Source organism: Paenibacillus sp. J22P165 (assembly GCF_059692015.1).
Genome location: NZ_JCAUAP010000019.1, coordinates 1 through 13,059 on the forward strand (window position 1 = coordinate 1; position 13,059 = coordinate 13,059).

Sequence of the window (13,059 nt, forward strand, 5' to 3'; positions counted from 1 at the left end):
ATGATGGCGGAAGGGATCCACGCGTTCCCATCTCGAACACGACCGTTAAGCCTTCCAGCGTCGATGGTACTTGAACCGCAGGGTTCTGGGAGAGTAGAACGTTGCCAAGCACTGAAAGAGCCTTACTTGGAGAAATCCTAGTAAGGCTCTTTTTCATTTGATCGGAGTCTGCAGACCACGATTGAACAATAACTGTATAAACTACAGTTAATATTATTGATTTGCCCGAAAAAATGGAAAAGCTACAGCTAATAATTGCCCAATTCCCCTCTTAGCCAGTCCAGCTGAAATTAGCTGTACAAAATCCATCTAGTTTGATGAATGCGATGAAAGTAGAGAAATTAACTGTATAAAATCCATTTAGTCGACTAGTTCCCGTTTGGTGAGTGGCTGCTGTGGGGGAGAAAGGTTTTGAAGAGTGAGCGGAGTAGAGGTGGAGTTGTCAGGGGAGCAAGCTTAAGCTTCAAGCCAAGTCCCAAGATTTCAAAGAAATTTTGTTATTTTCACAAAAATATAAGGAGAATCCCTAATAAAGGCTTCATTTTATAATACAATAAGGTTTAGTTTACTTCTTAGGTGAAGCAACGATGGAATGGGAGTGATACATAGTGGAGAACGCCTATGTTCAGATAGGGACGGCGATGTTTCGGACGGGGATTTTAGGATATGGCGGGGGGCCGTCGATTGTGCCATTGATTCGGTATGAAGCGGTGACGCGTTTTAAGTGGATGAAGGATGAGGAGTTCATGGAAGTGCTCGCGATTGCGAATACACTTCCAGGGCCGATTGCGACGAAGCTGGCAGGTTACCTAGGATATCGGATGAAAGGCGGATGGGGTGCGCTGCTCGGCGTTTTGGCGCATATTTTGCCTACTTGCGTGGCGATGGTGGGGTTGTATTCGTTTATTACTTTTTTCAGCACGTCGCATGTGATTAAGGGAATGATAGCGGCGGTTGTGCCCATTGTCGCAGTCATGCTAGGCGTGATGGCGTATGAATTTGGCGAGAAGGCGATTAAAGGGTTAGGATGGCCGGCGGGGGTTACTTTTTTCATCATAGCCTTCCTTCTGCTACAACCGTTATCGGTGCACCCTGCTATCGTGATATTCATGTTCCTCCTATATGGAGCTTTCCATCATAAGCTAAAGGACAAGTGGACGAAGAGCAAAAAGACGCTTGGCAAAGGTGATGGCGTATGATGGATTGGTGGCATTTGCTTGTTAGTTTCTTTCTGGCCAATGTGTTTGGCTATGGCGGCGGTCCTTCGTCGATCCCGCTGATGTTCCAAGAGATCGTGACGAATCACAATTGGATGAACAGCAGTGAGTTCTCCAATATGTTGGCGCTGGGGAACGCACTGCCGGGTCCGATTGCGACGAAAATTGCAGCGTACGTCGGTTACCAAATCGGCGGCTGGATCGGCGTGCTGATTGCGGTGGCGGCAACGGTGGTTCCGTCGATTATTGCACTCATTATTTTGCTGAATATGCTGCAGAAATACAAGCAATCCCCTGTGATTAAAGGCATGACACTACTGGTGCAGCCGGTTATTGCGATCATGATGGTGCTGGTCACCTGGAGCAGTTTAGTGGAGTCTACAAAAGCGATCGGGTATTTACAGTTTTTTGCTATCGCCGCGGTGGCCTTTTATTTGATTCAAATGCGTAAGATACACCCTGCTTTTGTGATTCTTGGTGGGTTCGTATATGGTGGGATTTTTCTGTCCATGTAATTAAATCTGACATAAAATTGGCGCTAAGCACAAAGATTGCGCCTCTTTTCGTTACGCCACCAAACTTGGTGTCATGTTTATTGACGCATAAGATGAGCTGACCGTATAGTGATATGAGAGGGATAGACGTGAATTGATCGACGGTATCGGATTCCTGAAACAGCAAATCCCTTGTGGGGAGATGCTGTTTTGTCATATCAAGGTGAGTAAATATTGTCTAACGGAATAAGGAGGTCGGAGACCTATGCGTACACATGAGAAAGATGCCGTTGAGATGGTCCAAATCGTCAAACAGTTCGGTTCTGTGCTGGCGAATGATGAGGTGGATTTCAGAGCGAGATCTGGCGAGATTCATGCGCTGCTAGGCGAAAATGGTGCGGGCAAAAGCACGATGATGTGCATGCTGTCCGGCGTATACCGGCCGACGAGCGGAGAGATTTACATACATGGCGAGAAGGTGCGCATTCGCTCGCCGAAGGATGCGATGAAGCTGGGGATTGGCATGGTGTTTCAGAACTTCCGCCTCGTGCAGACCCTGACGGCTGCCGAGAATATTGTGCTTGGGGAAGCTGGCTCTTTCTGGCGCGGACCTGGTTGGTTGGCGAAGAAATCGGAGGAGATTGAGGCGATTTCGAAGCATTTTGGGCTGCTGTTTCCCGTAGATCGGCCCATCTGGCAGCTATCTGTTGGCGAGCAGCAGCGAGTGGAAATTGTAAAGACGCTCTATCGGGGAGCGGATTTAATTATTTTGGATGAGCCAACGTCGGTGTTGACACCGGGAGAGGTGGATCAGCTTTTTGAGACGCTGGACCGCATGAAGAAGGAAGGCAAAACGGTCATTATGACGACGCATAAACTCAAAGAGGTGATGTTCGCGGCGGATCATATCTCGGTCATGCGCAAGGGCAAGATGATTGCGACGATGGCGAAATCGGAAACGAGCGAGCGTGAGCTGGTGCAGTTAATGGTGGGCGAGATGAGTGTAGCGAGCCGCGCACCGTTGAAAACGAGAGAGATTGGTAAGCCGATGCTCACGGTCAAGGGGCTTGATGTCTATGCGGACCATGGACGCAAGGCGCTAGATGGGCTTCATTTTGAGGTAAATGAAGGGGAGATTGTCGGTGTTGCAGGCGTCTCCGGGAACGGGCAGAAGGAGCTGGCGGAAGTGCTGACCGGGCTTCGTATGTGGAAGCAGGGGGAGGTCCGTTTTGACGGAAAGATGATGCGGAATGGTTCGGTTCGGGGAGCGATTGAGCTTGGGATCGGGCATGTGCCGGAGAATCGGATGCGGAGCGGTCTTGCGGGGAGTCTAGGAGCGGTAGATAATCTCTTGTTTAAAACGTATCGTTCGTCAGAGCGGTCGCGATTCGGCTTGCTGCGAAAGGGAAGTAATCGGAGTTGGTCTCAGCAATTGGTCGACAAGTTCGATGTGAAAACGTCGGGGATCGATTCCCCAGTCCAGTTCATGTCGGGTGGGAATCAGCAGAAGCTGCTTTTTGCTAGGGAGATTGATCAAGGTCCAAAGCTTATGATTGCCGTGCACCCGACACAGGGACTCGATGTAGGTGCGTCGGAGGGCGTGTATCAGCTGTTGGAGGATTTGCGAAGCAAGGGTCGCTCTGTGCTGCTCATTTCGGAGGATTTGGATGAGGTACTGCAGCTAGCTGACCGTATTCTGGTGATGTACGATGGGCGCATTGTTGGGAATATGCCTAGGGAAGCGGCGAGCCGCGAGTACATAGGTATACTGATGACGGCGGGATCGGAGGAGGATGCAGGATGAGTGAACAGCAAACAGCAGGCAGCATTCCCATTGAAAATAAAGGAAGTAAGCGCGGAGCTGGGTTTCGCTTGCCCTATCGATTGGAAATCGATCCCGCAGGGGCGAACAGCCCTTGGTGGGTGACGATTATCGCCATCATATTGGCGTTAGTGGCTTGTGGCATTTTTATCGCGCTGAATGGCATGAATCCGTTTATGGTCTACGGCAAAATGGTGAAGGGAGCCTTCGGCTCCACCTTTGGAATGACGGAAACGTTAGTGAAGGCAATTCCTCTGCTTCTTTGCGGGCTGGGGGTGTCGATTGCTTACCGCATTTCTGTGTGGAACATTGGGGCTGAAGGTCAGTTTGTGGCTGGGGCGATGGCGGCGACGGCAATTACGGTTTATTTTCCACATCTGCCGATTTACCTCTCGATTCCAGCTATGATGGTCGCGGGCATCGTGGCCGGCGGTATCTGGGGATTGCTGACGGCGATACCACGGAACTATTTTCAGGTAAATGAACTGATTACCTCGTTGATGCTAAATTATGTGGCGTTACTGGCGCTGAACTATGTCGTTTTCGGACCGTGGAAAGATCCAAAAGGTTTTAACTTCCCGGGATCTCCGATGTTCACGGTTGCGCAATCCTTGCCTACCTTTGGTACATCGCGGCTACATTTGGGACTTATTTTTGCCATTATCGCTGTGCTGATTTATGCTTTCGTCGTCCGTTATACACGTTGGGGTTATGAGCTGAGGTTGATTGGTGCCAATAGTGAGGCGGCTAAAAATGCTGGCATTCGTATTTCCAGACATGTCCTGCTGGTGATGGTGATTAGCGGCGGATTGGCGGGGCTTGCTGGTATGGGGGAAGTCTCTGGGGTAGCGCACCGTCTCATGTACGGGATATCTCCTGGCTATGGGTACACGGCGATTATTGTGGCTTGGCTGGCGAAGTTAAATCCGATTGGGCTTGTGGTTGCTTCGGTGCTTTTTGGCGGGCTGATTGTAGGCGGGTATAGTGTGCAAACGATAGGGCTTCCGTCTTCCATTTCCTCCATGATTCAAGGGGCGATACTGTTCTTCCTCATTGCTGGCGGGATGGCGGGAAAATTTCGTATTCGTCGGAACAACTGAGGGAGCTGGATGGTACGAATTGGCGTAGCATGGGAAACGATGGTGAGTTAGGGAAAATAATTTTAGTTAATGATATTAATGAACGAGAAGATAGAGGGGGTGCAGAAGATGGATGCGATCACACAAATTATTGTTTCGGCGATCTCTTCGGGTACACCGTTGCTTTTGGCCGTGCTGGGTGGCATCTTGATCGAAAGATCTGGCATCATGCAGCTTGGCGCTGAGGGCTTGATGTTAATGGGGGCGGTGACTTCGTGCCTTGTCTTTATACATACAGGCAGTTTAGTGCTGGCCATTCTGTGTGTACTCGCGGTGAGCGGGGTACTCGGATTGCTCCATGGATTTTTATGCGTGACGCTGCATGCGAATCAGGTTGTTTGCGGGTTGGCGATGACGATATTTGGTGCTGGTCTTAGTGCATATTTGGGGAAGCCTGTGAGTGGCCAGCCGCTTGTGGGTGCGGTGCCAAAACTCGATATGCCTTGGTTGGAGCCTGTGCCGGTAATTGGTGGGATTTTTGCGCATATGGATTTGTTTACATGGTTAAGTTTCGTGCTCGTGCTGGCTATGCACTTGTTCATCCATCGCACATCATGGGGACTTCATCTTCGTGCAGTGGGGGATAATCCAGCTACGGCGGATGTGATGGGGATTCCTGTAATCGCGATTCGCTACGGATGCATTGTTATCGGCTCGATGCTAATTGGGATTGGTGGGGCAGATTTGTTGCTTGTGTACACACCGACGTGGAACGAGGGGATGACCTCTGGTCGGGGATGGATTGCGGTGGCGCTCATTATTTTTGCGAGATGGAACCCGATTCGTGCGCTCGTGTGCGCTTATTTCTTCGGCGTGTTGGATAGTCTGGGGTTCCGCGTACAGCTGATCGGCAGTCATATTCCTTCTTACTTTTTGAAAATGATTCCGTACGTCGTCACCATCCTGGTGCTGATGTTCCTCGGTTGGCGGAATAAGAATAAGCCATCTGGTGCGCCTGAGGCGCTGGGAGTGCCTTATATACGGGAACAGAGATTTTAGCTTATTGCTCGAGCGATGCCGAAGAAAATCGGAGGCATAGTGAGCTTAATTTGGAGGGGATAAGATGAGTGAATTTGAGGTTCATATTCCGTATTTAAAAAGATGTGTAGAGCTTTCCTTCCAGGCGAGGGAGGCAGGAAATACGCCATTCGGTTCGTTGCTTGTGGGGCCAAGTGGTGAGGTTTTGCTGGAACATGGCAATGTCGAGATTACTGAATCGAACTGCACGGGTCATGCGGAAACGATGCTCATGGAGGTAGCTTCCAAGCGATATAGCAAGGAGGAGTTGTGGGCGTGCACGTTGTACACTTCAACGGAGCCATGCGCCATGTGCGCGGGGGCGATTTATTGGGGCAACGTGGGACGCGTTGTCTTCGCGATGTCGGAAGTGATGCTTGCAGGGCTGACGGGAGAGCATGAGCAGAATCCGACGCTACTGCTGCCTTGTCGTGAGGTTTTTGCTAGAGGGAACAAGCCGATCCAGGTGATCGGGCCTGTTCCTGAGGTTGTGGAAGCGGCAGTCGCTGCGCATAGCGGGTATTGGGATTGAAATAGGGAAGCCACCGGGATGTTTGTTGTCTTGGTGGCTTTTTGTGTTATGTGGGAGGGCTGACAGGAGGACCTCGGAAATGGTGAGGGGGTGGGATTTAACTGGATTTTCTGAAGTTAATTGAGCGTAATTTTAGGGAAAGGATGAGTTAGATGTATTTAATACAGTTAATTTTTAACAATTACACCGATTCTTCAGAATCCCTTGAAAGTAGCTGCATATTTTACAGTTATTCTAAAAATACCATCCAATTTGAAGAAATTAACTGTAGTTTATGCAGTTAAATAGGTTGAGCGAAGCATAGATGCATAGATAAGGGCGGAATTAGTCGTGGGGGATTGGTGGATGGAGGTGGGGAGTAGGAAAAGCGGTGAGACTGGCGTTGGAGAGCGAAAGTTGATGAGGTGATGGAGAGGGGAATAGGTAGTGAGACGGAGGGAAGAGAGTGCGGAGAAGGAGAAAGTGAAGGTGCTGGTGGGGAGTAGAAGTTAGCAAGGTGTGAAGTAGTGAGATCTGAAGGTGGGGGATGAGGTAGTGAGACGGAGGGAAGAGAGTGTGATGATGGAGAAAGTGAAGGTGCTGGTGACGGGGAGGAGTTAGCAAGGTGTGAAGTAGTGAGATCTGAAAGTGGGGGATGAGGTAGTGAGATGGAGGGAAGAGAGTGTGAAGAAGGAGAAAGTGGAGGTGCTGGTGGGGAGTAGGATTTAGCAATGTGTGAAGTATTGAGATTTGAAAGTGGGGGATGAGGAGTAGATGAATAGTGGGAGTAGGAGTGGTAATGAGGTAATTAAGTAATAGGGTATTGAGGTAGTAAGCATATGAAGGTGCACAGGTGTGAACATGGATAGTGCTCGAAGAGGCACAAGGAGGAATGACAGATAGGTTTGTAGCGCCGCCGCCTGCCTTTTTAGCAAAAATACAAAAAAACTTAACGATGTTATGAAAGATTACAAACTTCTTTCATATAAATTGACCCATAGGGATGTCGCATTTACAATGAAACAAATCTTGGTAAAGCATGCAGGGGATTTTAGGATGAAATCGAGGTGACGAGGCTATGAAAATCACGCGGAAGCAAGTCAACGAAATGAGTCATGAAGCATTCGTGCTAACGTTTGGCCCTCTATTCGAGCATTCGCCTTGGGTAGCTGAGAGGGCTGCTGGTTCTCTGCCGTTTGCCGACGTCAAAGACATGATTAGTTCTCTTGAACAGGAAGTTGAACGAGCTAGCCCTGAGGAGCAGTTGGCGTTGCTGCGAGCACATCCGGATTTAGGTACACGCGTAAGGATGACCGATCACTCCGTCCAGGAGCAGTCCGGTGTCGGCCTAAACCAGTTAACCCCTGAAGAATACGAACAGTTTCTTATTATAAATAAGAAGTACACGGACCGATTCCAGTTTCCATTTATCATGGCGGTCAAGGGACAGACCAAAGATACGATACGCAAAGCGTTGCGTGAACGCATACAAGGGGCTCCAGAAGTGGAGCTGCAAACAGCGTTGAAAGAGGTTTGCAAGATTGGGCGTTTCCGTCTGGCGGACATCGTAATGAATGAAACGGAGGAGAAAGTGATGGAACAAGCAAAAGGTGCAGATCGAATCATGTACTACGGGAAGGGTGATGTTTGGGTCTATCGTTCCTACGCTAAACCGCTCACGAATATTACGCTGATTCCGGAATCGGGTTTCACAGGGCGGGATAATGTACTTTTTGGGATGAATATTAAAGTAGCGGTGAGTGGTGAGAAGTTGTTTACATCATTTAGCGAGGGAGATAACACGAACGTTGTGGCGACAGATTCCATGAAGAACTTCATCCTGCGCAAAGCGGGCGAGTATGAAGGGGCTACGGCTGAGGGTTTTTTAGCTTTCGCTAGTCGGCTATTTTTGGAGAAGTATCCTTGGATGACGGGGATCAAAATGAGTGCGGATCAGGTAGCTTTCGAAACGTTGCAGGTACCAGGTTCAAATGGCTTGGAAGCAGGAAATTTAGTATATCGTTATTCACAAAATGAACACCCTACTGCTTCGGTAGAACTCGTTCGCAATGCGGATGAAATCGTCGTCCTCGACCATGCTGCTGGTATTGCAGACCTTAAGCTGATCAAAGTCAAAGGAAGCTCCTTCGCTGGTTTCGTTCGTGATGAGTACACGACTCTACCGGAATCGTCGGATCGCCCTTTGTTTATATTCCTAGACATCGCATGGAGCTATGAATTGGGAGAGGATGCCTTCGATGCTGATCTAGGGCGCTATGTAGCCGCTGAGCAAATTCGTGATATTGCGCATACCGTATTCCATGAACAGCATTCGCCGTCAATCCAAAACCTCATCTATCGCATTGGGCAACGCTCGTTACTGCGCTTTCCACAGTTGAAAGAAATTCGCTTCGAGTCCAATAATCGCACGTGGGAAACGATACTTGAGGAAGTTTCTGTTGGGGAAGGAAAGGTATTTACAGAGCCTAGACCGCCGTATGGTTTCCAAGGCTTTTCGATGACAAAGCGTGATCTGGAGGGCCTATGAGTGTAGGGATCACATCGCATGTTCTGGATATAAGCAGTGGACGACCTGCGGTTGGCGTGAGAATTGACTTGTTCCGATTGGCAGGAGATACAGCCGAACTGGTTCGCTCCGACGTAACGAATACAGACGGCAGGCTGTCTGGGCCAATGTTAAGTGGGGATGATTTCACAATAGGCACGTATGAGCTCCTCTTCCATGTGGGCGACTACTTCAGGGAGAAGGGTGTGGAGCTGCCAGAGCCGGCTTTTCTAAATCAGGTACCGATTCGCTTCGGTGTTGCCAATAATACTATGCATTATCACGTTCCCTTATTAATAGCACCTTGGGGGTATAACACCTATCGCGGAAGTTAATCAAAACTAGTCAGCCTTAATAAAATAGACAGAGAGCTTCCAGGGAGGGTTTCGTAGGATGAATCGATTCGATCATATCATTCGCAAAGGAACTGTAGTCCTGCAAGATGAGTGTCGGCAGCTAGACATCGGGATTAGGGACGGTAAAATTGCAGCACTAAGCAACAACCTCGTGTACTCGGAGCAGACTCCAGTTTATGATGCAGAAGGCTTAATCGTTCTTCCAGGTATGATCGATGCACATGTTCATTTTAATGAACCGGCTCTTGGTCATTGGGAAGGCTTCCTTACAGGCTCTGCCTCGCTAGCTGCAGGTGGATGCACAACTTACATCGATATGCCACTCAATGGTGTTCCGCCTACCGTTCGGCTCAGTGCCTTAGAGAAGAAATTGGAAGCAGCCGAAGGGCAATCCTATGTTGATTACGCCCTGTGGGGCGGACTTGTCCCGGGCAATATCAGCGAACTGGAGGGGCTGGCTCAAGCGGGTGTGATTGGTTTTAAAGCATTCATGTCATGCCCTGGCGGAGAAGGAGAAGATATATTCACCGAAGTGGATGATGAGACGCTTTTCAAAGGCATGGTGGAGATCGCGCGCTTAGGTCTGGTGCTAGCCCTTCATGCGGAAAGCGAAGAGGTCGTCTCCAAGCTCGCCGCCGATGCTAGGCAAGCAGGCAAGAGCAGCGCTTTGGATTTCATTGCGACAAGGCCGATTGCCGCTGAAGTAGAAGCTGTTAACCGAGCATTGGGCTATGCAAAGCAGACAGGCTGTAAGCTGCACTTCGTTCATATCTCCTCCGCTGAGGCGGTACAGGTGATTACGGAAGCGAAGGCGAGCGGACTTGACGTCACCGTAGAGACGTGCCCGCACTATTTGGCGCTAACAGATATGGAGGTTGAAAGCCTCGGGCCTGTTGCAAAATGCGCGCCACCGATACGAACGGCGGAAGATCAAGCTCAATTGTGGGAGGAGCTAAAGGCAGGTCGGTTCGACATCATCGCATCGGATCACTCCCCATCTCCCAAGCACATGAAGCAGGGGGATTTCTTCGCAGCTTGGGGCGGCATTTCGGGCGCGCAAAGCTCACTGGAGCTTATGCTGCACGAAGGTCACCTGCGGAGAGGGATTCCTCTACCAGAGCTTGCTCGCATGCTAGCCCTTGAACCGGCGAAACGATTCGGGCTCTACCCTCGCAAGGGGGAAATCGCCATTGGAGCTGACGCGGATCTAGCTTTGGTGGATTTGGCAGCCCGCTATACCTTGCAAGAGAATGACTTATTTTACCGCCATAAGCAGAGTCCCTATGTGGGCAAAATGTTCGACTGCAGCGTGAAAACAACCTTCCTGCGAGGTGTTCAGGTCTATGAACGAGGTGTGGGTGTTGGAACAACGTTGGATGGAGCTTGGTTGCGTCACAGTGCATCGATCGGAGGCGGGCTAGATGGCTAAAATACAACACTACCCACAGGAGGAAATGCTAGCTCAATATGGGGAGCGCATGCTGCTAGCTTTGGATTGGCTAGCGACCTTTGGCGCTGATCCAGAAGGCGGCGTGACCCGGCTCTTGTATGCGGAGCCTTGGCTCAAAGCGCAATTAGCACTGATCGACAATATGCAGAGCATGGGGCTCAAGGCAGATTTTGATGAAATCGGCAATGTGTACGGCAAATTGCAGGGATCGGATCCATCGTTGAAACCGATGCTCACAGGATCACATATGGACACCGTCAAAAACGGCGGGAAATACGATGGAGCCTACGGCATTATCGCATCGATGATGGCGCTTGGCTATTTGAAGGCCGTGTACGGGACACCGAAACGGACCTTGGAGATGGTCTCCTTTTGCGAGGAAGAAGGAAGTCGATTTCCTTTGGCGTATTGGGGCTCCGGTCATGTGACAGGCGTACTCTCACTAACAGATGGTATCGGACTTGCCGATCCAGAGGGAGTTACATTGCTAGAGGCGATGGAGCAGGCGGGATTTGAAACGTCACAAGGCCAGCTCTATCCAGCCAAACGTGAGGATATAGGCGTATATATAGAAATTCATATTGAGCAAGGCGCGGTCCTAGAGTTTAAAGAGAAGCAAATTGGTGTGGTAACGGCCATTGTGGGCCAAATTCGAATGACGATCGTGGTTACGGGTACGCCGAATCATGCTGGAACGACCCCGATGACGATGCGCAAAGATGCGTTGGCTGCCGCCGCCGAAATGGTTGCGCTGACAGAGAAGATGGCACTTGCGGAGGGTGAACCTTTGGTAGCCACCGTAGGACGCTTAGAAGTGAAGCATGGAACATCGAACGTAGTGCCAGGTGAAGTGGAATTTACATTAGATATTCGGCATACGGATGAACGAAAGATAGAGGCTTTTCGCGCAGAACTGTTAGTAAGATTTATGGAAATCGCTTTGCGAAGAGAACTTCAAATAGATGCAGTGGAACATCTAAATGCCTTACCAGTGGCCATGGATAACGGGATATCAGCGGAAATTGAGGCTGCCTGCGACTTCTATGGCTACGAACATATGCGGATGCCAAGCGGGGCTGGACATGACGCGCAGCTATTCGGGCCTATCTGTCCGTCGGCGATGATTTTCGTACCGAGCCGAGCTGGTATCAGCCATAGTCCCAAAGAGTTCACAAAGCCGGAGGATCTGATTGTCGGCTTTCAGACACTCGTTCATGTGTTATATCAATATGGCTACGGGGGAAAAGCAGATGAAAACCTATAAAGATTTATCACCCTCCCTTCGAACAATTATGACCCCAGGTCCTGTAGAGGTTGACCCTAGGGTGCTGCGGGCGATGTCGTATCCGATTCTTGGTCAGTTCGATCCTGAGTTCACAGAGCTGATGAATGAAACGATGGAGATGCTTCGTGAAGTTTTCCAGACGAATAATCAATGGGCTTTTCCGATCGATGGGACTTCCCGTTCAGGTATAGAAGCTGTGCTTGTGAGTATTATTGAGCCAGGAGATAAGGTACTCGTGCCGATATACGGACGATTTGGACATTTATTGGTTGAAATAGCCGAGCGCTGTGGGGCTGAAGTGACGATCATAGAGCAGGAATGGGGCGCTGTGTTTGACCCTGTGGATATCATTACAGCCATCGAGCGAGAGAAGCCAGCCATAGTGGCGATGGTCCATGGGGAAACTTCTACAGGTTGTATTCAGTCATTAGTTGGGATTGGAGCAGCTTGTCGCCAATTGAATGCGCTTCTTGTAGTGGATGCTGTTGCAACCATTGGCGGAGTTCCTGTGAAAACAGATGAATGGCTGCTGGATGCGGTGATTGGCGGAACGCAAAAATGTTTATCCGTACCATCGGGCATGTCACCGATTACGTACAATGACCGCGTGGAGGCGAAAGTGCTGCGCCGTAAAACAATTGAGCGTGGGTTGCGAGAGAAAGGCGCTCCTGTTGCGCTGGGTAAAGCTGTGGCGAGCAACTATTTTGATCTTGGACAGCTGCAGGACTACTGGAGTCCGAAAAGGCTGAATCACCATACAGAGGCTACAACGATGCTGTATGCATTGCGCGAAGGTTTACGTATCGTGCTGCAGGAAGGGCTGGAGGCGCGCTTTGATAGACACAAACGTCACGAGACGGCGTTGGTTGCTGGCTTGCAGGCGATGGGGTTGACACTGTACGGTGATCCAATGTGTAAGCTGCCAGTAGTAACCTGTATTCGTATTCCCAGTGGTGTCGATGGGGAAGCCGTACGCGCGATGCTGCTAAATAGCTTCAGCATAGAAATCGCCTCATCTTTCGGTCCATTAAAGGGACAGATTTGGCGCATTGGCACAATGGGCTTTAGCTGTAATCAGAAAAACGTGCTTCACGTGCTTGGGGCACTGGAAGCAACATTGCATTGGCATGGTGTGGATATTTCTGTAGGGAAGGCGCTGCAAGCTGCGCTAGCGGTATACGCTCTGAAACGGGAGGAATAAT

At 49.9% G+C, this 13,059-nt stretch carries 11 protein-coding genes and 1 rRNA gene; all 12 read left to right on the forward strand.

Going from position 1 to position 13,059, the window contains the following annotated elements; translation table 11 throughout:
- Positions 1-110 (forward strand): 5S ribosomal RNA (gene rrf, locus AC58QM_RS31875); the annotation flags it as partial.
- Between the two features lie 498 nt (positions 111-608).
- A complete protein-coding gene (gene chrB / locus AC58QM_RS31880) occupies positions 609-1,199 on the forward strand; it encodes a chromate efflux transporter ChrB (protein WP_436245575.1) in 591 nt (196 codons plus the stop codon).
- On the forward strand, positions 1,196-1,732 hold the full coding sequence (chrA, locus tag AC58QM_RS31885; RefSeq protein ID WP_497288782.1) for a chromate efflux transporter ChrA: 537 nt from the start codon (positions 1,196-1,198) through the stop codon (positions 1,730-1,732). Before chrB ends, chrA begins: the two co-directional genes overlap by 4 nt.
- 244 nt (positions 1,733-1,976) lie before the next feature.
- The gene (locus tag AC58QM_RS31890; protein ID WP_497288783.1) at positions 1,977-3,515 is read left to right on the forward strand and encodes an ABC transporter ATP-binding protein; all 1,539 of its coding nucleotides are present in this window, start codon (positions 1,977-1,979) and stop codon (positions 3,513-3,515) included.
- Positions 3,512-4,633: an ABC transporter permease gene (locus AC58QM_RS31895; protein ID WP_497288784.1), complete on the forward strand. Its 1,122-nt coding sequence runs from the start codon at positions 3,512-3,514 to the stop codon at positions 4,631-4,633. The genes AC58QM_RS31890 and AC58QM_RS31895 overlap by 4 nt, the downstream gene beginning before the upstream one ends.
- Positions 4,634-4,741: 108 nt before the next feature.
- Positions 4,742-5,671: an ABC transporter permease gene (locus AC58QM_RS31900; RefSeq protein WP_497288785.1), complete on the forward strand. Its 930-nt coding sequence runs from the start codon at positions 4,742-4,744 to the stop codon at positions 5,669-5,671.
- 64 nt (positions 5,672-5,735) lie between these two features.
- Positions 5,736-6,221: a nucleoside deaminase gene (locus AC58QM_RS31905; protein ID WP_497288786.1), complete on the forward strand. Its 486-nt coding sequence runs from the start codon at positions 5,736-5,738 to the stop codon at positions 6,219-6,221.
- A 1,057-nt stretch (positions 6,222-7,278) separates the two neighbouring features.
- A complete protein-coding gene (gene pucL / locus AC58QM_RS31910) occupies positions 7,279-8,748 on the forward strand; it encodes a factor-independent urate hydroxylase (RefSeq protein ID WP_497288787.1) in 1,470 nt (489 codons plus the stop codon).
- Positions 8,745-9,101: a hydroxyisourate hydrolase gene (uraH, locus tag AC58QM_RS31915; RefSeq protein WP_497288788.1), complete on the forward strand. Its 357-nt coding sequence runs from the start codon at positions 8,745-8,747 to the stop codon at positions 9,099-9,101. The genes pucL and uraH overlap by 4 nt, the downstream gene beginning before the upstream one ends.
- A 58-nt stretch (positions 9,102-9,159) precedes the next feature.
- A complete protein-coding gene (locus AC58QM_RS31920; RefSeq protein WP_497288789.1) occupies positions 9,160-10,551 on the forward strand; it encodes an allantoinase in 1,392 nt (463 codons plus the stop codon).
- Complete coding sequence (locus AC58QM_RS31925; RefSeq protein WP_497288790.1) at positions 10,544-11,836, forward strand: Zn-dependent hydrolase; 1,293 nt, start codon at positions 10,544-10,546, stop codon at positions 11,834-11,836. Before AC58QM_RS31920 ends, AC58QM_RS31925 begins: the two co-directional genes overlap by 8 nt.
- A complete protein-coding gene (locus AC58QM_RS31930; protein ID WP_497288791.1) occupies positions 11,823-13,058 on the forward strand; it encodes a pyridoxal-phosphate-dependent aminotransferase family protein in 1,236 nt (411 codons plus the stop codon). The genes AC58QM_RS31925 and AC58QM_RS31930 overlap by 14 nt, the downstream gene beginning before the upstream one ends.
- The last annotated feature ends 1 nt before the right edge of the window (position 13,059 follow it).